The 22,622-nt window shown below is 36.5% G+C and carries 18 protein-coding genes and 3 pseudogenes; 5 read left to right on the forward strand and 16 right to left on the reverse strand.

What is annotated here, in order from left to right; all coding sequences use genetic code 11:
• Nucleotides 1–242: 242 nt before the first annotated feature.
• Both RCG21_RS32210 and RCG21_RS32215 read right to left on the reverse strand, forming a co-directional pair.
• Nucleotides 243–1,184: an SRPBCC family protein gene (locus RCG21_RS32210; protein ID WP_308914494.1), complete on the reverse strand. Its 942-nt coding sequence runs from the start codon at nt 1,182–1,184 to the stop codon at nt 243–245.
• A 2-nt stretch (nt 1,185–1,186) separates the two neighbouring features.
• Nucleotides 1,187–1,702, reverse strand: a complete 516-nt coding sequence (locus RCG21_RS32215; RefSeq protein ID WP_308914495.1) for a MerR family transcriptional regulator — start codon at nt 1,700–1,702, stop codon at nt 1,187–1,189.
• A 432-nt stretch (nt 1,703–2,134) separates the two neighbouring features.
• On the opposite strand from RCG21_RS32215, the gene RCG21_RS32220 reads away from it, so the two are divergent.
• The gene (locus RCG21_RS32220) at nt 2,135–3,583 is read left to right on the forward strand and encodes an IS1182 family transposase (protein WP_308914708.1); all 1,449 of its coding nucleotides are present in this window, start codon (nt 2,135–2,137) and stop codon (nt 3,581–3,583) included.
• Between the two features lie 61 nt (nt 3,584–3,644).
• On the opposite strand, the gene ltrA is transcribed toward RCG21_RS32220, so the two are convergent.
• The 3 genes and pseudogenes from ltrA to RCG21_RS32235 form a co-directional block, all read right to left on the reverse strand.
• Nucleotides 3,645–4,919 carry a group II intron reverse transcriptase/maturase gene (ltrA, locus tag RCG21_RS32225; RefSeq protein WP_133335407.1) on the reverse strand — a complete coding sequence of 425 codons (1,275 nt, stop codon included), beginning with the start codon at nt 4,917–4,919 and terminating at the stop codon, nt 3,645–3,647.
• Nucleotides 4,920–5,527: 608 nt separating this feature from the next.
• Nucleotides 5,528–6,010, reverse strand: a pseudogene (locus RCG21_RS32230) (hypothetical protein); the annotation flags it as partial.
• A 410-nt stretch (nt 6,011–6,420) separates the two neighbouring features.
• Complete coding sequence (locus RCG21_RS32235; RefSeq protein WP_308914496.1) at nt 6,421–7,680, reverse strand: Nramp family divalent metal transporter; 1,260 nt, start codon at nt 7,678–7,680, stop codon at nt 6,421–6,423.
• 2,176 nt (nt 7,681–9,856) lie between these two features.
• On the opposite strand from RCG21_RS32235, the gene RCG21_RS32240 reads away from it, so the two are divergent.
• The 3 genes from RCG21_RS32240 to RCG21_RS32250 are packed head-to-tail and all read left to right on the forward strand — an operon-like array spanning nt 9,857 to nt 12,018.
• Nucleotides 9,857–11,677: a transglycosylase domain-containing protein gene (locus tag RCG21_RS32240; protein WP_308914497.1), complete on the forward strand. Its 1,821-nt coding sequence runs from the start codon at nt 9,857–9,859 to the stop codon at nt 11,675–11,677.
• Nucleotides 11,629–11,928 carry a hypothetical protein gene (locus RCG21_RS32245; protein ID WP_308914498.1) on the forward strand — a complete coding sequence of 100 codons (300 nt, stop codon included), beginning with the start codon at nt 11,629–11,631 and terminating at the stop codon, nt 11,926–11,928. Before RCG21_RS32240 ends, RCG21_RS32245 begins: the two co-directional genes overlap by 49 nt.
• Before the next feature lie 9 nt (nt 11,929–11,937).
• Nucleotides 11,938–12,018, forward strand: a complete 81-nt coding sequence (locus RCG21_RS32250; protein ID WP_308914709.1) for a DUF1657 domain-containing protein — start codon at nt 11,938–11,940, stop codon at nt 12,016–12,018.
• Nucleotides 12,019–12,205: 187 nt separating this feature from the next.
• Here the strand turns inward: RCG21_RS32250 and RCG21_RS32255 are convergent, their stop codons facing one another.
• The 10 genes and pseudogenes from RCG21_RS32255 to RCG21_RS32300 all read right to left on the reverse strand — a co-directional run bounded on the left by RCG21_RS32255 (nt 12,206) and on the right by RCG21_RS32300 (nt 20,996).
• Complete coding sequence (locus RCG21_RS32255) at nt 12,206–12,535, reverse strand: 6-aminohexanoate hydrolase (RefSeq protein ID WP_308914499.1); 330 nt, start codon at nt 12,533–12,535, stop codon at nt 12,206–12,208.
• Complete coding sequence (locus RCG21_RS32260) at nt 12,528–12,764, reverse strand: helix-turn-helix transcriptional regulator (RefSeq protein WP_308914500.1); 237 nt, start codon at nt 12,762–12,764, stop codon at nt 12,528–12,530. Before RCG21_RS32260 ends, RCG21_RS32255 begins: the two co-directional genes overlap by 8 nt.
• A gap of 774 nt (nt 12,765–13,538) precedes the next feature.
• Nucleotides 13,539–14,552: a polysaccharide deacetylase family protein gene (locus RCG21_RS32265; protein WP_308914501.1), complete on the reverse strand. Its 1,014-nt coding sequence runs from the start codon at nt 14,550–14,552 to the stop codon at nt 13,539–13,541.
• A 194-nt stretch (nt 14,553–14,746) separates the two neighbouring features.
• Nucleotides 14,747–15,892, reverse strand: coding sequence for an ABC transporter permease (locus RCG21_RS32270; RefSeq protein WP_308914502.1), 1,146 nt, complete (start codon nt 15,890–15,892; stop codon nt 14,747–14,749).
• The gene (locus RCG21_RS32275) at nt 15,892–17,010 is read right to left on the reverse strand and encodes an ABC transporter permease (protein ID WP_308914503.1); all 1,119 of its coding nucleotides are present in this window, start codon (nt 17,008–17,010) and stop codon (nt 15,892–15,894) included. Before RCG21_RS32275 ends, RCG21_RS32270 begins: the two co-directional genes overlap by 1 nt.
• A gap of 16 nt (nt 17,011–17,026) precedes the next feature.
• Nucleotides 17,027–17,962, reverse strand: coding sequence for an ABC transporter ATP-binding protein (locus tag RCG21_RS32280; protein ID WP_308914504.1), 936 nt, complete (start codon nt 17,960–17,962; stop codon nt 17,027–17,029).
• A gap of 116 nt (nt 17,963–18,078) precedes the next feature.
• Nucleotides 18,079–19,182, reverse strand: a complete 1,104-nt coding sequence (locus tag RCG21_RS32285; RefSeq protein ID WP_308914505.1) for a histidine kinase — start codon at nt 19,180–19,182, stop codon at nt 18,079–18,081.
• Nucleotides 19,182–19,820 carry a response regulator transcription factor gene (locus RCG21_RS32290; RefSeq protein ID WP_308914506.1) on the reverse strand — a complete coding sequence of 213 codons (639 nt, stop codon included), beginning with the start codon at nt 19,818–19,820 and terminating at the stop codon, nt 19,182–19,184. Before RCG21_RS32290 ends, RCG21_RS32285 begins: the two co-directional genes overlap by 1 nt.
• Before the next feature lie 86 nt (nt 19,821–19,906).
• Nucleotides 19,907–20,762, reverse strand: a pseudogene (locus RCG21_RS32295) (MMPL family transporter); the annotation flags it as partial.
• Between the two features lie 51 nt (nt 20,763–20,813).
• Nucleotides 20,814–20,996, reverse strand: coding sequence for a hypothetical protein (locus RCG21_RS32300; RefSeq protein WP_308914507.1), 183 nt, complete (start codon nt 20,994–20,996; stop codon nt 20,814–20,816).
• A 684-nt stretch (nt 20,997–21,680) separates the two neighbouring features.
• On the opposite strand from RCG21_RS32300, the gene RCG21_RS32305 reads away from it, so the two are divergent.
• On the forward strand, nt 21,681–21,854 hold the full coding sequence (locus RCG21_RS32305; protein WP_308914508.1) for a hypothetical protein: 174 nt from the start codon (nt 21,681–21,683) through the stop codon (nt 21,852–21,854).
• Nucleotides 21,855–22,369: 515 nt separating this feature from the next.
• Here RCG21_RS32305 and RCG21_RS32310 read toward each other — a convergent pair.
• Nucleotides 22,370–22,552, reverse strand: a pseudogene (locus RCG21_RS32310) (alkyl hydroperoxide reductase subunit F); the annotation flags it as partial.
• Nucleotides 22,553–22,622 lie beyond the last annotated feature (70 nt).

Here is a 22,622-nt window from a genome sequence, read left to right on the forward strand (position 1 = left end):
CATTACAGGAATGCTGCCCCGTTAGTCGAATAAGAAAAAAGCCACCAATATGGCAGCTCCGATCTTTAACTCTTGCACCCGTTAGTTTAAGTGAAAATCTTCACAATTTTTTTTTACCTTAATAAAATCTAATCCCTTAATGTGTAGGGGCATATCAAAAAGACGCCTTCCTACTAAAGAAAAGCGCCCTTTAGCTGAATAAGTAAAATTTCTATGTTAGCGCCTATTTTAATAAAATTAAATTAGTGTTGCAATCCGCTAACCATTTTAGTCAGTTCCGCCTCAAGTCGATCAAAGTTCTGTTCATTGGCTTCGTAACAGAAACTTCTCACTTTTTCGCATTCATTAACTGATTTGTGGAGCATTTGCCATATAATTTCGGTTTTGCCTTCTTTCTCAGCAAATGTAATGGTTAATAAAAATTCATGTATTGGCCCCAGATGGTGGATAACAATCTTTTCAGGTTCAATTATTTCGGAAAAGATGGATTTATTCTCATAATCTACACCATTGGGTCCATGCATAATGAAACTCCAAATACCGTTTGGTCGCATATCGAACTCATGAAACGTATTAGTAAAGCCCTCGGGTCCCCACCATTTTTCCAAATGATTCGGGTCACTGAATGCTTTGAACGTGATTTCACGTGGTACATTGAAGATACGTGTGTTGACAATCTCACGATCAGAGATTGGCTCAGGAGAGTTAATAATCTTCGATACCCCAGAGGATACTCTTAACTCTTGATTATTTTTCAACTGTTCACCAAGCTGATCCAGCAAAATACTTGTCCCGTGCTCACGAACTGCAGCTGTATCATGGCCGTCTAGGAATGTGCCTTGCTCGGTAAAAATCAGGTGTGTTCCTTCATCACTTTGTTTAAACTCGACCGTTGCTACAGAAACAGAAATCCGCGTTTCATCGAGATCCATGGTGTAAGAATAGACAATACGGTGGTCAGGAATGATCTCCTGATAGTGAGCCTTAAATGTGTAAACAGGACCTCCTGGAGGGCCGCCATGATTTATCTCTTGTCCACCCACTCGAAAATCAAACTCTTCCGCCTCAGTGAACCATTTTGCTTTAAGCTCTGGGTCCGCCCATGCAGCGAATACCACTTCAGGTGTGAAATTATACACCTTTTCAATAACAAAGGTATCGTGTGTTGCAAAGTGTTTTTTCATTCTCACTTCCTCCTTTTTTGGTGAGACGGATGATTAGAAAGGAATTCGCCAAGTCGATCAAATTGGCGCTCCATATTCTTTTGGCGCCCGTAAAAATAATTTTCATGACTTTTTTTCATCATTCCAATTGAATTTGTAAAATCTTGAACCGTCAATGTCTCTTTCGTTTGCAAAATCTCAGATACATTTTGTAAATCTTTTAACAGCTTCTGTTGAATTCTTATATTTTCTCTTAAACGTTCTATTTGAAGAGTCACCACTTCAATAGGGTTATACGTATCGTCGGCCAGGCTCGATTTAATTTCCTCGAGCGTTAATCCTAAATCTTTTAGACTAAGAATTTGCTGTAACCGCGAAACATCTGTGGCGTTATATAGGCGATATCCTGATTCTGAATAGTCTGATGGTGAGAACAATTCAATTTGGTCATAATACCGCAAGGTCCGAATCGTTAAACCTGTGAACTTTGCAAGTTCCCCTGTCTTCCATTTCTTCTTACCTGAAACTAAAATAACCACCCCCTTATTTCGCGACAATTTTACCGGTATCTTCACTATAAACCGTTACGTCACGTAAGAGTCAAGGGAAAATTAATTTTTTTGAATCATGAGAAAATCTTTATCCTACCTCGATAGCTAAAGTGTAACTTTTCACAACCAATCTTTAACCAGTATGTTTACTGTTCATGATTCTTCTACAATCTGGCCCGATTGTGGAAAAAAAGCTAATGACGATTGTTCAACTAAACTGCCCCGTTAGTCGAATCGAGTAGAGGGAAAATAAGTTGATTATTTTCGCCCCTCTCACAACACCGTACGTGAGTCTGTCTAACAATTTTCACTCTTTTCCCACTTTCCCAATAGGAAAACTCATACTATTGTCGAATTTATAATATAAGGAGATGATAATATGCCATATTTTCTTGGTGAGGATAGAAATCAGTTAAATTTATTACCAATACATTAGAAGATTTTGTTGATGAAAATAATCCAGTTAGAGTAATTGATGCATACGTGGATAGCTTAAATCTGGAGGAACTTGGTTTTGTAGTTTATTCAGGTTCTAAAGCTGGTCAAAAACCTTATAGAAGACAAGATCTCCTTAAATTATATATTTATTGTTATTTGAATAAAATCAGATCATCTCGTTTGATGGAGACAGAGGCAACTAGAAACATTGAATTAATGTGGTTAATTGGCAAAATAAAACCTGACCATGGTACCATTTCTTCATTCATGAAAATTAACAAAAAAGCCATTAAGCAGCTGTTTAAAGATTTTACACTTATGTTAAAAGGATTTGGTCTTATTGATGGCACCCTTGTCGCTATTGATGGGACAAAGATAAAAGCAAATAGCGCAAAAAATAAACACTATAATGAAAATATTATTAAGGAAAAATTAGAATATTATGAAGCCAAAATTGAGGAATATATCAATGACATTTTAAATACAACTGATGATGAGAATATGAAACAAAAAATTAATGATAAAGTTGAATGTTATCAAGAAAGAATAAAGAAGTTAAATATTATTAAAGAAGAGCTAAAAGAACAAGGAAAGAAACAAATTTGTTTAACCGATTCGGATGCAAAATCGATGAAGAACAACGGGAAATTTGAGGTTTGCTTTAATGTTCAAGCAGTTGTAGACAATAAAAATAAATTAATTGTAGACTTCGATGTAGTAAATGATGTTAATGATCAAGGTCAATTATCAAATATGGTTAAAAAGGCTAATGAAGTATTTGAGGATCAAAATGTTACAGCTATAGCTGATACAGGTTATTTTAATATGTCTGAAATAATTGAAGTGGTTGATGAACAGACCGAAATCCTTTTAAAGCCCCAAAAAGGAAAACAACAAAAGGTTAAAACCGGATTTGATAAATCAAACTTCAAGTATGATCAAACAAGTGATGTTTTTATTTGCCCAATGGGCTACTGTTTAAATTTTAAATGGAATGGAAAACAAAACGGCAAAGATTTCAAACGTTATACATGTGTAAACTATAATGAATGTGGGAAAAAGGAGTTATGTACCTCCGCAAAAGGTGGAAGATCTATTATCAGGTTTAAAGATGAAGAAATTATTGACCAAGTGACTGAAAATACCATTAAAAAAGATCACATTTACAAGAAAAGAGGCTCTATAATAGAACACCTTTTTGGAACTATAAAACGACATTTTGGTTATACATATTTTTTAACAAGAGGGCTTGAATCAGTTAACACTGAGGTAAGTCTTATTTGTCTTGCATATAATTTTAAAAGACTAATAAATATAATCGGAGTTAAAGAGTTAAAACGAAAATTCAGAGGGGGCATAGCCCCCTTTTTACGTCCATTTTGTGAAATTCATTGTTTTTATCTAAAATCAACAGAAATATTTTCAAACTGAGTAAATTTAAAATTAATTGTTAGACAGACTCACGTACGGTTCGCGTATACGGCGTTTCAATTTATATTAAAGTGTGTACTTTTAGATAATGTTCTAAAGCAGAGGGTAATCCCCTCTGCTTTAGTCTTTTGTTTGAAATTGCTCTTTGAACAACTTTCGATAATCCTATATACCGGTAACCTCTTCGGCAGAAGGTTAATCCTTTCGCTTCTTGCTCAGGAATCCCTAATTGAATAAGCGATTTTATTTGTTTCTTTGGTACCTTCCATTGCTTCCATATGATAACTCTAATTCTGGAGCGAAGCTTCTTATCTATCTCAGTCATCGCTTTTTTCATATTCGAGATTCTAAAGTAATTAACCCACCCAAGTATGACTTGTTTTAGTTTTAAAATTCGGTAGTCTAGCGGAACGCTCCAATTTCGCTTTGTTAATTTTCGAAGCTTCCTTTGAAATTTTTGTATTGACGTAAAATGGGGTTTTGCTTGGTATTTCTCATTCTTAGAATCGTAATAATATCCAAATCCCAAGAATTTCAGATCTTTTGGACGGGAGATTTTACTCTTTTCTGCATTGACTATTAACGCTAATTTACTTTCTATAAATCTCACGATTGATTCCATCACTCTATTCGCTGCTTTCTCACTCTTCACGAAGATTAGGGCGTCATCAGCGTATCTCACGAATTGGAGTCCTCTACTTTCAAGCTCCTTATCCAGTTCGTTTAACATAATATTACTCAGCAGTGGGCTTAGGTTTCCTCCTTGCGGAGTTCCAACTGGTGTTTCTTCGTATTTCCCATTCACCATAACTCCACTGACAAGATACTTCCTTATTAGGGAAATGACATCTCCATCATCTATTGTATTAGAGATGATTCGCATGAGTTTATCGTGATGGACTGTATCGAAGAATCTTTCCAGGTCAATGTCTACCACCCAATCGTATCCATCATTTAGAAATTCCAAGCTTTTTATAATAGCCATCTCACAACTTCTTTTTGGTCTAAAGCCGTAACTGAACTCACTGAACTGCTTTTCAAATATCGGACTGAGAACTTGATGAATGGCTTGTTGAACTACTCTATCCACTACTGTTGGTATTCCCAACTTGCGCATCTTGCCATTTTCTTTTGGGATTTCCACTCTTAAGGCAGCCTGTGGTTGGTATTTTCTTGTTCTGATGCGCTGACGTAGCTCATCCTTGTTCTCTCTCAGATATTGCTTTAGTTCTTCGACTGTTACTCCATCAACCCCACTCGCGCCTTTATTTTTATAGACACGCAGGTACGCTTCGTTCATATTTTGATTACTAATAATCTGTTCTAAAAGTTCCACACTCGTTTCTCCTTCCCTCTCACGTAGTAAGTGATAGCTCCATTTTGGTTAGCCTTTGAGATACGCTCATACTTTCACCATTAATACATTCGGAGTACGTCACTTACGCATTCGTGGTGTTGAAACACTATAAATTGTTCAGCCCTTCATGAAATAATTTCACTACTACGGCTTCTGCTGACTTCTTGCGGCTAACCTTTTTCGACTGTACTCCCGTACATCCGCAAGACCTCCCAGGGTAAGACAACTATCTTTCCTCTTTTACTCGCCTGATTTACTTTACAAAGTTACGTACATCTTTTAGGACTTTGACTTGTTATGGAGCCTCACCCTTTTATAAAGCCTTAATATCAGATTTCTGTTCGTCGAGCCAAGATTTTATTCCACGCTTCCTCCAGCCCTTACCTCACGGTAAGTACCTTGCGCTTCCTTAGTGGTTAGTCGATGTGTACCCCCACAGTGGACTTTCACCACCTAGATAGTTGCCATGCCTGGCACACATAAAAAAAGGATCTCCGCAGCGATCCCTTTCTTTAGCTCTTGCACCCTTTAGTTCAATAAGGAATTAATAAAATACTTATTTTTCTTACAAGCCAAATTACAAATATTTAACTAGTTTGCCCTACAGCCGTAATTTTGCAAGTTGAAATTGCAAATCTATAGATTGTAGTCTCTATTGCTAAAGTACCTAACACTATGCCAAGACCTGTTTGTTCCACGTTAAAATTTCCTGCAGTAGAACCGTTACTTACTAAAAGAGTCACTGTAGAACCTTTAAGTGTATCCAGCAATTGTCTAATTGGTCGTTCACGACAATTACATTCGCACCCAGAAACAACAGGTGGCAACAAGTTGATAGTAGGTCCTGGTGGTAAAAACCCTACCCCTATTACATCAGAAATATTTACCTTAAAGGTTGTCGCTTCGTCTGAAACAGTAACTAAAAAATCATTCACTTCAATAATTTTGAATAAATATAAGAGAGGGGGTTCATTTGGTGCGTCTGCAATAGTGGCAAGAATTACAGTTTGCCCAACAAGTTGTTGTAAGACGGACTGAAGTGGAGAAACACAACAGTCACAAAGACACGGTCCCTGAGGTACTGGAGGTCCTGATGAACCGATTGACCTTTTCTGTGGCGGTAAGGGAAGAGGTATCAGTGGACATCGACAACATCCCTGAAAACGTTGGTCATTATTTACCATAAAATCACCTCGTGAAATTTTGAAACCTTATAAAATTATATGAGGTCATTTTGAGGGTTCTTGGACTAAGGCTGAGTTTCAGTAGTTTTTCTTTTCCGACTTCTCCCTTTTTATCTCGCAATATCAGTCAAATGTGACATAAAAACATATCTATTTTCATCCCTGTTCTTCTTAAAGTATCCTGCCCCGTTAGCTGAATAAGAAAAAGCCACCAATAATTTTTGGCAGCTGAATCGTCAACTCTTGACCCGTAAGCTTAGGAAGAAACTTAGAATAAATAGGAGGTAAAAACGTCCTTAGTTAATAAAAGTATGATATAACAAAAATAAATTAAGACTTATAATAAGTACGGCAATTATCCACGCACAGATCGAAGTTACTATATGGTTTACAAGTTTCCCCATTAGTTTTTTGTTACTTGTAAACATTATTAAAGGTATTAAAGCAAAAGCAATTCCAAAAGAGAGAACGACTTGACTTATAACAAGAGCTTTAGAAGGATTAATTCCCATTAGAATTATTCCTAACGGCGGTATCATTGTTATAAATCGTCTCAAATAAATAGGTATGCGTCGTTTAATAAAGCCTTGCATAATGATGTCACCTGACATAGTACCAACTGAAGAACTTGATAATCCTGCGGATAACAATCCAATTCCAAAACATATTGCCGCAAAGGGTCCAAGTATTTTTCCAAATTCATTAAAAGCAACTTCTAAATCACTTACATTAAGTCCATTTTTATTAAATAATGCCGCTGAGACGATTAACATACTCGCGTTTATCCCACCTGCAATAATCATCGCAATAATGACATCTACAAACTCATATTTAAAAATCTTTTTCCGTTCTTCTTCAGTTTCTCCGACAATTCTATTTTGTGTTAAGGCAGAATGCAGATAAATGGCATGTGGCATCACTGTTGCTCCCAGCATCCCAGCCCCTAATAAAACGCTATCAACATCCTGAAATTTGAGCGTGAAAAGACCAGAAAGAATTGCCGTTGCATCTGGTGCTGCATAGAAAACTTGAACCCCAAAAACAATTACAACAATAAAAATCATAGCTGTAATAACAGCTTCTAACGGACGCATTCCTCGCCTTTGAATCTCCAAAATGACGAATGAACCAATGGCTGCAATAATAGCAGAGAAAACAAGTGGGATATCAAAGAGCAAATAGATTCCAAGCGATGCACCAATAAATTCTGCCAGATCTGTTGCCATAACGACAAGTTCAGCTTGTATCCATAAAAGTATGGAAGTCTCTTTTGAAAATTTTTCTCGGCAAACTTCAGGGAGGTTTTTACCTGTTGCAATTCCTAACTTGGCAGACATCGTTTGAATCAAAACAGCCATTAAATTAGAAACTAAAATGACCCATAATAATGTGTATCCATATTTAGACCCTGCCGAAATGTTTGTTGCATAATTACCTGGATCGATATATGCCACAGCAGCAATAAAGGCAGGACCTAAAAAAGGCAGCAATCTTTTAATTCCATTAGAATCTCCTTTTATAGGAGAATTAGAAGTACTATTCAAAGAGTTAGACAATTTTTGGGTCCAACCTCCTTCCTTTATCCGAACTTATAGTCTATTTTCAGTAAACTTTTTTTCGCTAATGCTTTTTAGAGGTCTCAGGTTGCAAACCCGACATAATGAAGTTATTGTGCTTTCTAATTGATTAGATACCAACAATAATAAATACAGTATTTAAAGATATCGGAGTAGTATTTTTCCCAAATTTTTTTCGTTATCGGCACCACTATTTTAGTTTGCTTTCTTTTTAACAGGCTATGCTATTTGAAATTCTTCTTCAACAAGTCGAGTAGAAAGGAACCTCTCTACCTTACGGTAGATTGTGTTCCTCCCCCTCCCAGAACCGTGCTTGCGCTATTAACGCACACGGCTCCTCCTAGTTACCATTCACAAAACCTCGCTAATCTCTTAGGTTCAGATTGCTAATTCTGCTATCCTTGCTAGTTTTGTCTCCATTTATTATTCCTACCTCTGTGTGTAGTAAATGTGTCCTTAGCAAGGGTGATAACTGGTAGCTAGCCTTTCCTCCATCGGCATTACCCAACTTCATTGGTACTACGCTGCTATCCGACTCCCTACACCGGCATTTGGTTTCGTTACTTTTTATCGCTTGTACACCATACTCTTCTAACAAGAAAAGACCGGTAGGGTCTCCCGAGTTGCCGTATCATATCAATGTGTAACGTGCCAAGGTCTCTGACTCCAAAGAGGTTTTATCCATCTTGCCTTAAACGAAGGATAAAATGTAGCTTTCTGCTGCAGGTAAAGCATCAGCCCTCTCGATTTACTAACATTATGGAGCTCAATCCCTTCAACCATATGGCTTTCGGCCCGCTACCTAACTGTCTACGCTTAAAGACTAAAGTTACCTTTAGCCCTCCAAGACTCGCTACGAGCGAATGGCTAGTTCTTACTCGACGGGAATCCCACCCGTTATATGATACGACCTAGGCTCGGCCGCACACCTGCCCCGTTAGTGGAACAAGCAAAAAAAGGCTGCTGCAGCAACCTTATTTCATTAACTCAAGCACCCTATAGTTTAAGAGCAATTCTTCACAATCTTAATTTCACCGATTAAAGCATATATTTTCTGCTATGCAACTTTCTGTTTTAGGTTTTAAACCAGGAACATTTCGCATAACTAACCTGCCCCTTTAAACGCTGCCGAAACAACGTTTTGTCCAACTCTTGCACCCCTTACTTTAAGTACAGTTCTTCACTGAGAAAAGTCAAAATGACTTGGACTATTCTGTAAAGTCTCCCTGATTTTCTCATTGAACTAAAACTAATTTCAGTTTAATATTATTTAAATTTAAACTTTATTGCACTTTTTTAAGAGGTGTTGGAATAGTGAATTGTTTTGAATACCTTACTATCATTGAGGAACTTGGTCGGCTATTTGAAGATTATTATAAGTGTAAGGATAATAATATCCGTGAGCAAATATATGGAGAAATTAAACGATTAGGAACTTTATTAGTGGAAAATCGCAATCTTCCTTTTTCACTCTTGAATAGTGATTCCGTACTTTAATAAACTGACAGAAGTAATCGCCTAAGCGGTCCCCAATCTTTAACTCCTGCACGTGTTAGTTGAACAAGCACCCTTGTTATTTTTACATTATATATACTTGCAAAATACTCATTTGGTCATTCATCAAAGTGAGTTTTTTCATTTCAACCCCCTTAATTTAGAACGGACTCAACGAAAGAATATCATTGTTGGATGTAAAAGACAGTAGCTTTTTTCGAATTCAAAGTTTGATTTTATTAAATATTTTTTAGACAATATTCAATTGTACTTGAAAGGAAGATTTACGCTGAAGGAATATATTGTTTGTTATACATTGGAAAATGATATTAAGCGAGAAAAAGTTTTAACGGGTCTGAATGTAAAAAAAGAAGAGGTATTCCAGGAAATATTAGATAAAATCCTTAACTGTAAGGAATTTATTGCAAAATGTGACCAAGGGGAACAGAAGATTAATTCCTCTTCAGTACGATTTATACGTGTACTTTAAAAAATCAGTCACGAATACAAAGTTTCACTTCCCATCAGCTTTGAGTAACTTCAAAAACAGGAGAGAAGAGCAATACCAGAGACCTATCGCAGTAGAGAGGAACGAAAACAAGCGGAAAGAGTAAAACAAAAAGAGCAAAAAAGAATAAAATCACCCAAAAAAGGTTCTCTTTTGAGAAAAGTTTTACTCACATGTTTGGTGATTGGGGTTGTTTCAGTCGGAGCAGGAGCAGCCACGTTCGCAGAAATGATTAAAGGTGTGCCATCAATAGATGCTTCTAAACTAGCAGATCCACTTTCAACGAAATTTTATGATAGAAATGGAAATTTTCTTTATGAATATGGGAAAGAAAAACGAACGAAGATCAAATATGAACAGGTTCCAAAAGTATTAGAACATGCTTTCATTGCTACGGAGGATGCCCACTTTTATGAGCATCATGGGATTGACATCAAACGTACCGCTAAAGCGATTTTCGAAAACGTAACAGGTGACTTCGGATCACAGGGAGGAAGCACGATTACTCAACAAGTCATAAAAAATTCTTTCTTATCTCCACAGAAAACACTAAAACGAAAGGTTCAGGAATGGTATATGGCCTATAAATTGGAGCAAAAATACTCCAAACACCAAATACTAATGATGTATTTTAACAAGATTTACCTTGGAAACCGTTCATACGGTGTTGCTGCAGCAGCAAAGAATTATTATGGCATTGAAGCCAATGATTTAAATAAATTGACTCTCCCAGAGGCAGCCATGATTGCAGGGCTACCTCAAAGTCCGAATTATTATGATCCTTCCAAACCAAAAAATAAAGAGGCAGCTACTAATCGCAGAAATTTGGTTTTATCCTCTATGCATAGACAGGGGTATATCACCAAGAAGCAAATGCAGGATGCCATGAAGGTTCCGGTAACACAGGGACTTGTAATAAATAAAAATCAAGGAATGCCCTATGAAGCGTTCCTCGATGCTGCAGTAAAAGAAGTGGAAGGCAAATTAAAGAATGTGGATATCGGTACAGATGGTTTATCAATTTATACCACCTTAGATCCTAAGCAACAGGATTATGCTGACAAAATGATGAACACAAATGAGATAATAGGCTACCCTAATGATAGATTCCAAGGTGCATTTGTATTCTTAGATTCAAAAACAGGGGAAGTAAGGGCAATAGGAAGCGGTAGAAAAGACTATCAAGCAGGATTTCTCGGAAACAACTTTGCGATTGACCTAAAGCGCCAGCCAGGATCTACCATTAAGCCAGTTTTGGATTACGGCCCTGCAATTGATTATTTTAAATGGTCTACCCACCATCAATTGAATGACCAGCACACAACTTACTCATCGGGTCAGGAACTTCAAAACTGGGATCGTCGCTACCATGGGATGTTATCCATGAGAACGGCACTTCAATGGTCCTATAATATCCCTGCTTTCCTTACGTACAAAGCAGTGGGAATAGATCGTGCTAAGAACTTTGCAAAACAACTGGGAATTACCTTTGATCATGACCAAGTTTATGAATCTACTGCGATTGGCAGTAATGCGGTTAATCCTTTAGAAATGGCAGGTGCGTACAGCTCCTTTGCAAATAAAGGAATTTATAATCAACCACATTTTGTTCAAAAAGTGGTCTATCCAAATGGCAAAGTGGTCAGCTTTAAGCCAAAGCCAAAACAGGTGATGCACGATTACACAGCCTATATGATTACCGATATGTTACGGGATGTCGTGGACGCAGGTACTGGTAAGGCAGCTAATGTTCCGGGATTAGATGTGGCGGGAAAAACAGGAACGACCAATTTTGATAAGAATACAAGTCTTAAATATGGATACCCGTTAGGCAACGTGTCAAACGATAGCTGGTTTACAGGTTACACTCCACAATACACAATGTCTGTTTGGACTGGATATCCAAATAATGGGCCAGAAACTACATGGCTGGAGATACGACTCATATTGCACAGATCATGTTTAGTAAAATGATGCAGGTATTTGGAACTGATACATCATCCTTCCAGCAGCCAAGCAGTGTTTACAAAGTGGGGAGAGATCTTTACATTCGAGGCTCTAATGAGGTTCCTCCAAAATCTAAACTAGTCGTAAAAAAACCAAAGGTAAAACATGAAAGAGTCATGGAGAAGAAACCGAAAGGTAAAGGAAAAGATAAACCAAAAGGACAAAGGAAACAAAAAGAGCACGGGAACCATAAAGGGCACAGGAAGCATAAACATTGATATAAATGTATTGAAACCTTTGCTTTAGCAACTGACAACAAAAATGCAAAGCAACTTTATCAACAAACCGCCCAACAAACACTATCATAAAAACTACCTATACACGGGTAGTTTTTTTAGTTCGATTTTTAAATCCAATGCCATTTTCAAAATTAATCCTTCTTTTACAAAACTGGTCATTTAGCTGAATAAGAAAAAGCCACCAAATTGGCAGCTGAATGTTTAACTCTTGCATCCGTTACTTAAGTGAATTAATTCAAATGATTTTGTAATTAGATTACTTAAAATCTTTTCTATAAAGTCCATAAGAATAAACTGCTCCAATTAGAAATACAACACCTTGAAATAATAAAAAGAATTGACGAAAATATTCAATATTGCGGTCAACTTGGGAAATAAAGATGCTATTCATTATCAATTGGGTAAGAAACATACAAGAGGTAATTTTTAAATAAATTCCATTTGTTCTTTCATCAGGCTTACCAAATTTTTTACGAATCAACAAAAGTACAGTCAATGAGCCTAAATATAGTACCATTGTGATTCCTACAATGATGTTGAAATTATTTGAGCTTTCTAACATCCATTTATTTAATACATCAATCATTATTATCTTCCTTTCTAACATAAGAAAATATTTCATTAATATCAACCTCGAAAAAATTTGCAATTCGAAAAGCTAACACTAGCGAAGGAGAGTAATTGTTCTTTTCCATTACAAAAATGGTCTGCTTCGAAACCCCAACTGCCTCCGCTAACTCCTTCTGTGATATTCTTCTTAACACTCGATGCTCATACACCTTATTTATTATTGAATCACCAAAGTCTTCTTTCAAAATCTCCACCTCTTTTCCACACTTCCTTGATTTACCTTTATTTTAAATCAAAATTATAAAAAGGTAAAGTTTACTTTTATAAAGGATAACAATATCTTTATAAAAGTAAACTTTACATTCATTATAAAAATCAAAAAAAAGAGCCAGTATCAATACATACTGACTCCAATTTAATCTGTTTTAAACTAAATATCGTCAAGGTTTCTTCTTCAAGTAACTCACCTTTTGTTCAATAAGAAAGCTGCCAAATCTAGCAGCCCAGACCTTAAACTATTGCACCCGTTAGCCATCCATGAAGCGCAAAATCAGCATTTCACCACAGAGAATGAAAATGGTAAGGAAGTGTCAATACTGATACTGACCTTAATCCAGTCAACCAATTCATAGACTTATTAATTAACGCTCTCCTCTTTTTATAAAATCGAACACCCAAAACCCTCCTATAAATTTGTTTTCAAATTAAACTATGTATCTAGTACAAATTTGTGGGGGCAAGTAACATAGACGTAGCAAATTATTCTGGGAATTTTACCTGCTTGTTAGAGTTCAATAAGAAAAGGCCGTCGTATTCAGTCAAGTGAAACCATTCAGATAATCATTTTCAGGGATTGTTGAAATGCCCATTTGCTTCAGCTTCCTTCTTTGTTCGTGATTTAAATGATCAGCAATTTCATAAAATTACCCTTTTAATGGCAAAAAAAAAACACCCAAAATAATAGATGCTTCAAAATCTTTTATATGTTTTTAAACTATTTAGAAAGAATTTGGGTACGATTAGAAATGGACAGGAGACATTGAACTGCTAATGGCTTTACCTTCATAACCATGTATGCTCAAATAGTCCAGCAGTTTTGGCAGGTATTTCAATGTTTCCTTTTTTTCGTGCATCAGAATCACAATCGGCCCCTTGTGCTTTGACTTCTGCTTCAGTTGGTTGATTACATTTTTTACAAAGCGTTCATCCTTGTAATACCAATCCTGACTGTCGATATTCCAATCCCACAACATATATCCACCCGCTGAAACGGCTTTTCTTTCTTTTTCTGTCATATACGGATAACTGCCATAAGGGGTTCGAATTAAATAAGAATCTTCCCCTGTTATGGTTTTTAATGTAGGGTTGGTCTGATTAATCTCTCCTAAGACAGATTTTTCCGATGCATAGAAAAGTTTGACATTATGCGTCACTCCATGAATCCCGATACTATCCCCGAGTGTCACCATTTCTTTAACCGCATTAGGATACCTTTTAATATTTCCATCCAGCATAAAAAAAGTTGCTTTGAAATGATATTTTTCCAATGATGCAAGAATATCTTCGGTATAACTTTCTGGACCATCATCAAAGGTTAAATATATGGTCCTTTTGCTGCTATATACGGTTTTTGATTTGTCTTCCTTTGGTGGAACTACATTGGTTTCTTGTTTCGATGAATTAGGAGTGTTCATTCTTTTCGTGGCTGCATGATTTGGAACAGGATGCTTTGCCGTAGGTCTTTGTTCATCACTATGAGTCTCTTCATCTACTTTTTGCTGTTTCTGTCCTAAATCTGCATGCTTCTTCTCTTGAATCCTTTCCTTTTCAAACTGATCATCCATATTAACTTGATAAATCGTTTCCCCAACCTTTTTTAAAGGCATTTTGCGGCTGTCCTTTTGAATACTAGGTTCATTTGCTTTAACCTTTTCGCTAAAATTATAGATGGTAAAGGCACCAGAAGCGATTATCCCCACTGCTAGACTGCACAGAAAGGTACCCTTCACCCAACTATTTTTCCCCATCCTCATGTTTTTAAATACCTCTTTGCTGTAATTTTATTTCCTTACGCCCATTATAGACGATATTACTCACAAAATGTTACAAACATATCAAAAACATTACAAAACTATTAAAATAGAAAGAAAGTAATAGAAAAGTAGAAATTGATAGTTTCCTAAACGATAAAAAGAACTCACTATGATAGTGAGTTCAGAGCCCCGGATTATACAAAGCTTCGGACATTACTATTTCTGCTGAATTTATACACAGCGACTAGGAAGAATGCGACTGCAAAGGCGAACAGTATCATGAAATTAAGATATAAACTGCCGAATTGCTGTCCTTCTTGCAGTTTTTGAATGGTTTCAAGTGTCCAATGCTGTGGCATAAAATCAGCAATCTTCTGTACTGCCTTTGGCATAATTTCTACAGGCCAAAAGCACCCTGCAAGCAGGCAGGTTGGAGTAGAAACCAGGTTTTGCAATGCACCAGCAGAACTGGAACTGTTAGCGAAAGAAACCAACATAAGGGATAAGCCAACTGCCACGAATGAATAGACAATTAGAACCGCTCCCATTTTCCAAAAGGATACATGCATATCAATATGAAAAACCTTCGTAACAACCAATAACGTACAAATGATTTGTGTAATCATCACCGTCATGTTAACCAGAATATTGGCAAGCACGTATTTCCTTGAATTAATCGGTGTGGATAATAGACGGAAATAAGTGCGGTTTTCTTTCTCCTTTATAATGATTTCGGAGAAGTTACCTGCGGAAAACAGCATAATCATAATAAGAAATCCAATGGTTTGATTGGTCATATCTTTACTTTTTGATGTGTCTTTTAAAGATTCAGCTGTTAGTTTGAAATCAGCCTGTTTATAGTGATTGTACATTTTATCGAAGGTTACCTGATCTCCTTTAGCTGCTTTCCCCAATACAATCAAATTGTCCAGATAATTATAGAGATAAGACTTCACATAACCAGTAATCTGGGCACCTTTGATGGAAACAATTCTAATGTTACCAGGATTTCCTGTAAGAATACTTTCCGAGAAACCCTCTTCAAGTGTAATAACACAATCAAGCCTCCCTTCTGTCAGTTGGCCATTAATCTCAGATTCTTTCAAATTTACAACCTGCACATTTTTAATGTCTTCTAAAAATTGAACTGTATTATTGGCAATTGGGCGATGATCATGATTCACAATCCCAACCTTTAACATTGTTCCCCCAGATCCGCCATAGACGAGAAAGGAGATGAAGATTCCAACTAACGGCATTCCGAAATACATAATGATATTTTTCTTTTTTCTAAAGGTAACACTGTATATTTTTTTCATTAACCAAACAATATCTTTCATTATAGACCCTCCCGTCTTCGCAAGGAAAAGATTGTGATTACTAAAAACACTGCCGCAATTCCAAGATTCAATGTTATCACTGGAATCGAAGCGCTCAGGTCATTCCCATAAATAATTTTTGTCAATCCCCTGTTGGCCCAAGTAAGTGGAGAAAGATTTGAAACAAAGTTTAAGATCCCCGTAGGATTGTCAATTTTAAAATAGGCTCCTCCAAAGAAGGATGCTAATTGAACGGCCAACATAAGAATCATGTTCGCTGAATCGCTTGTTTTGGCCATATAGCTGATTCCCAAACCAAAGCTTACTGCCAAAATTACTTCAGTAATTAACACAAGGATGACCGTACCAATATGATTTCCCCAATTTGCTTTAAATACGAGGTGACTAAACGCGACCACTGCCAAAAGGCATAACGTGTTAATGGTGATACAGCCAAGAATTTTCCCAAGAAAAATTTCACTTTTTCTAATCGGTGCGGCAGCTAATCTTAGTGATGTATTTCTGGATCTTTCTGCACGGATTAAAGAACTTGCATTCATTGCTCCATATAGAGCAATCATGGTCGTCATCGCCATCGCATAATAGTCCATCGAGCCAGGCTGCTTTGCGGAATTAATTGATTCTTCTTTAATAAAATTATGCGAGTTACTCGTCATGTCCGTGCGCACTTCCTTGGCATCTACGCTTGCCACTGCTGCTGTAACATTATATTTATCCTCAAAAGCTGTCAGCATTCCTTGGACAATACTCTCTTCAATGCTATTCCGATTATTACCGTATAGCTGAAGTCCATTATTCGTAACTTCAACAAAAGCCGTGTAATGATTATCCTTCACTTCTTTTTTTCCCTCAGCAGCAGAAAACACCTTTTTAAAATGAACACCTGATTTACTAACCCCTTTAGCAAATGCTTCAAATGAGGAAGATAAGTGGGGAGATGCTGAATTCTTATATAAAACTTGAATATTTTCGATGGCAATTTTATTATCAAAAGCATTAGATAATGCTGTTCCGAGGATGACCATTAAAACTAAGGGAAATGCCAGCATAAAAATAAGTGCCCGTTTATCCCTTATTGTGTGTTTTATTTGCTTTACAGCAATGTTAACAATATTCAAAATCCTTGCCTCCTTTCTAATCTCTGAGGTTTCTTCCTGTAAGAGTTAAAAAAACCGTTTCCAAGTTCGGTTCCTTTTCTTCCAGTGAACTGATTTCAATGTGATAATTCATCAGATGCTGAACAATTTTGTTAAGATTATTCACTTCAATATCTGAATGAATTTTGATGAAGTTTTCCTCCAGTTGTACTGACTTTACCCCATTGATTTCCTTTATTTCCTTTACATCGATTTTTTCATTTGACTTTATCCCAACCCATACATCCTTGGTATCGGTAATAATAGCAATTAACTGTTCCTTCGTTCCTTCTGCAATCACTTTCCCATGGTCGATGATGGCGATCCTTGAACAGATTTCTTCCACTTCTTCCATGTAGTGGCTAGTATAAATAATCGTACAACCCATCTCATTTAATTTTCGAACAGATTGAAGAATGTAATTTCTTGAATGAGGATCAATACCAACAGTTGGCTCATCCATAATGATTAATTTTGGGCGGTGGGCAATTGCACAGGCAATATTTAAGCGTCTTTTCATCCCCCCGGAGAAATTTTTCGGATAATCTTTCAGCTTTTCACTAAGGCCAACAAACTGTAACGCCTCTTCAACTCGTTCATTCAAGATTGCTCCGCGCAATCCATATAAACCTGCAAAAAATCTCACATTTTCTTCGGCAGTTAAATCTTCATAGATGGCCAAGTCCTGTGGGACAATTCCGATATTCTCTTTGGCGAACTTACTATTTTTGCTAATGTTTTTCCCAAGGATATGAATTTCTCCTTCATTGTTTCGTAAAAGCCCGGCAATCATATTAATGGTGGTACTTTTCCCTGCTCCATTTGCCCCTAGAAATCCAAATATTTCTCCTTCTGCAATGGATAAGGAAATATTATCAACAGCGACGAATCCCGTAAATTTTTTAGTTAGGTTTTTCAATTCTAAAATATTCATCCTTGATCTCACCTTTCGCTCTTTATGTTTTTATTATAAAAAAAAGGGTGAGCCAGCATAAGTGCAGCTGTTCACCCTTTAGCATGAGAAATTTCATGTTTTTATGCTTAAATTTTTCATTGAATTGGCAGGAGCATTGTCACCGAAAAACCGTCCGAACCATCGACGATGATTTTTCCATTTATAGCGGCAGACCGTTCCTCCATTCCAATAATCCCAATTCCTTTTTTAATTTTTTCAATTCCTTTCCCATTATCCTTCACTTCTATCCGAATCATTGTGTTGAGGACTTGAATTTCTATTGATATCACCGTTGCCTCGGAGTATTTCAGGGCATTTGTTAATGCTTCGGTTACATTTTCCTGAATAATTTTCCATTGGATTGGTTTAATGATTTCGATATTTCCTTTATATACAAAAGGGGTACGAATCGCATGATTTGATGAAAAGTCATCAACCAATAATTTCAAACGATTAATCCCCATTTGTTCCGTCGGCGGCTTCAAATTTTTTAAGGTAATGCGAATATTTTCGATACCCATTTTCGAAATATTGATGGCATTTTGTAATAATTCTTGTGCTTTGGCGGTGTCCGATTCCATCAGTCTCTTTGACGCTTCCATTTGAATCAAAGCCCCCGTCATGGCGTGACCTATCTTATCATGAAAAACCTGCGCAAGACGATTCCGTTCTTCTAATTTAAAGGTGTATTCCGATTGTCTAAAGTATTCATTATTTTCATTTAAGCTTTTCGATAATTTCTGCATTTCTTTTCGTATATGATCCAGTTGGTCTTCCTGTTGTTGAAGTCTAGTTGTATACTCCAATAGCACAGTATAAATTACATAACAAAGCGCCGCCACAATTCCATATTCCAACGTAATTGTGTTTCTTAACCAGACCATCGGCATTATAACCAATAGGAACATGATAAATTTTCGTTCAATAAAATGAACTATAAATTCACAAATAGTCAGTGGTAGCAGCAGGATAAATAATGGTTGTACTTTATGATAAGAAAGGATGATTAAGACAATAGAAAGGAAGTGGATGATATTTTTTATCCATGCATTCTTTACAAGATAAATAACGATATTGATACACAGATAGACTAGAAACGAAAATACAATCCATGGAATATTAAAAACTGGCGATTGAATATAGATTACTGCCAAGTATCCTATTAAGATGAGTTTACTAATGATCATCCAGAATTCCATTATCCATTGACTCTTCCTGTTAAAAAGTAAATAGCAATTTGTGTTCGATGGCTTAGGCCGGTTTTTCCTAAAATGGAGGTAATATAATTGGCAATGGTTCCTTCTGAAATATAAAGCTGTTTGGAAATCTCTTTGTTTGATAATCCTTTTGCAATTTGGGCCATAATATCAAGTTCCCTGTCAGTAAACAGGCTAGTGTTAATTTTACTTTCTGGTTTATTTTCAGTTAGATTTGATTTTATTTTTTCTAAGACCACGTCTTGCATGACCGTATTTCCATTAAAGACACTTTTGATGGCTTCACGAATTCGCTCCGGGTCATTATTTTTCAGTAAATAGCCCTTTGCTCCATTTTTGATAGCATCAAGAATGTACTCATCATCATCGAAGGTAGTGATAATCAACGGTTTGGTCTTCGTTTGTTCAGTTAGCAGCTTTGTTGCTTCAACACCGTTCATATTCGGCATTCGCACATCTAACAGCGCCACATCAACATCGTGGTTTTTACAATAATCTACCGCTTCAAGCCCATCATTAACCGTTTCCACCACATCAAATTCTTCATACGTAGTCAAAATGATTTTCATTCCCTCTCGAATGAAAGAATTATCATCGGCAATTAAGACTTTTATTTTCATATATTTACCACCCCTTGCAATATCATAACAAGGAAATTTTGAAAAAGCACGATAAAGAGGTGTCCAAAGGATACCTCTTTGATTGTTTACTTTAATTTATTTGTCATGCCATGGAACGGCCACCAATTGGCTTTGCAGAAGTTTTTAACCATAACAGGAATAAACAACGGAAGTATGACAAACGCGTATAATAATAAACCGACTAGGACAATCGCCGCAATCTGGAGCAATGATAACATCATCCGGATGGGATCATCGCTGCAAATGTTCCTCCTAATATAATTGCAGCCGAAATAATAACCGTCCCCATCTTTTTCATTGATAACAGCATTGCATCTGCTACCTTTAAATCCCTGTACTCATTAAATCGGTCCATCAAGAAAATGCTATAGTCCACACCAAGAGCCATTAGGATCACAATGCCAAAGAATGGAACGGCCCAGCTAATTCCAGTATAGCCCAACTGGTTCACAAATAGCGCTTCATTCATCGCCATTGAGGTATAGTACGTTAAAATTAGGGATCCAATAATATATATCGGCATGATAATCGATCTAAATAGAGAATTAAAATAAGCGTGATTCCAAGTAAGACAACTGTCCTGGAAAAATCCTGATTAGATATTTTATTTAAATCCGCGTTCGAGCTAGTGATTCCGCCCACCGCAACAACTGCATTTTCAAGCTTTGTACCTTTAACCGCTCTTTTTACCGCATCCTTAATTTCAGGAACCTGGTGAATCGCCTGATTAGAATAAGGAGTTGCTTTAAAAACCAAAACCACATCCATAGTCATGACTTTTCGGTCATCGGACAGATAGGTATCCATAGCTTGTTTAAAATCCTTGCTTTCCACCACTTCTTTTAGCATATGGAACCCGGACATGCTGGTTGAGTCGGATAAATCGGATAAATAGCCTTGAGCCGAATTAAGACCACTCGCCTTCTTTATGGCTTTTATAAAAAAATCGTTGATATTTAAACAAAGCACCCGTTAGCGGAACAAGAAAGGTTGATATTGTTCCTCAATGATGTACATTTCTTGTTGTTCATGAATAGGTTCAGAAGTAATCTCAGGTTTAGATTCTGCTCCACCCATTAATTCCTCTCTTGCACTCCGCATCGGTCTATCCATTTGTTTTTTAATTTTGTCTTTATATTCATCCATTCCGGACACGATTCAAAAGCTCCTTATAAAAGTTTTAATACTGTTCTAACGCAGAAGTTAATTCCTTGTTATCGAAAAGCCCTTCTATCGAAATTCTGCCTGTGGCAGCTGTTCTTTTTATCACTTTATCAAAAGAGAGGTCTGTTTTGCGTGTTTTGTTGGTTGGCCACCATTTAATACTCTTCCCTCCCCTTCCACAAATCGTTTGATGCACTTACGCAGTTACGCACTGGCGCAGTCTGAAGTTTTGAAAAAACTAAGGAAAAGAGGGTGTTGTAATCTTTATTAAGATAGAAGAAAGGCTCTTAAGTTAAGAAAAAACATATCAAACAATCTTGTTATCTTCTTAAATATTTTTTTAAAGTTCTCAACATGGTCATGGAACTGCATAATAAAAAGAAAAATCCCAACCATTATTAATGGTTAGGATTTGCTCCGTTCGTATCTTTTAAAAAAATATTCAGACCTTCTTCAATCAAATCGTTGACATTTTTCTTGGTTCCAGTGTCAGCACTTGAGCTGAACTGTCACGATTTGGGACTTGGTATAAAGATTTTTATCGGGCTGTGTATTTTATCTTGTTAACTATATAACTACATAATAAGTGATTTTAAAAAGGTTCTAAAACCATTGTAATACTTCATATTTTAGTATAAATACTGCGTCAGTAACGCAATAAGGAGGTTGTTACGAATGAACAATTTTAAAAGCGCCAGTGAACAAGCTCAAGAACGTGGACTCGGTAATAAACGTGTATGTAGAGTTTCTGTAAGTATGACCAACGAGTACGACAAAAAGCTTTCGAGATTGTCTATGGCCTGTGGCGGCATGTCTAAAAGCCGTCTAGCTGATGAGTTATTGAAATAGCACTAGACTCCCCTAACGTTGTAAAATACCTTCAGGAAAGGCATGGTGGAGCCTACGAACAATTTTGGGTCAACCCTACAGTGATTAAACAATTTGGAAAACAAACAGTAGTGTATTAATCCCCTTCGGATTTATATCTGAAGGGTTTTTATCTGTTTGAAGCTATTTTGATGCCTATTTTAAACATTTCTTTGTCTTTTCTATAACAAGAGCTGCACAATCCCCAGCGTTCATTATATTTCTTCTTATCCCGAACCCTTGTATCTTTGCCACAACTTCTGCATTTCATATGTTCCACTCCCGTAGTCTTTTATTTTGTTATTGTTATTGACTAAAAGAATGGATTTAATACATAAGGTTAAAATACAAAAAAACGTACACTCACTTGCTAGTAAAATAGCATGTATAAATAGCACATGTTGCATTCGCCGTTTCCTGAATGAAAATAGACTTAATATGTAAATTAAAGTAAAAGCCATCTCTTACATAATATAGCGAAGCGCTTTGGTTTTTCCTTAATTAAGGTTGAGGTAAACGAATGCATCTAAGGCTACGGGCGCTGAGCCCATAGTTATAATAATCTGCTTATATGCACTATTCGTACAGTCGCCTACCGTAAACGCCCCAAGTACGTTGGTAGCAACATGCTTATCTACAACAATCTCACCAAACAGAGTTCGTTCTACCGTTTCGCCTAACCTGTTGGATTTTAACCAGACCAATGCCTGCGATAAAAGGACTTATAAGTTAATATTGATTATGCTAATG

This window comes from Bacillus salipaludis, assembly GCF_030938565.1.
GTDB lineage: Bacteria > Bacillota > Bacilli > Bacillales > Cytobacillaceae > Neobacillus > Neobacillus salipaludis_A.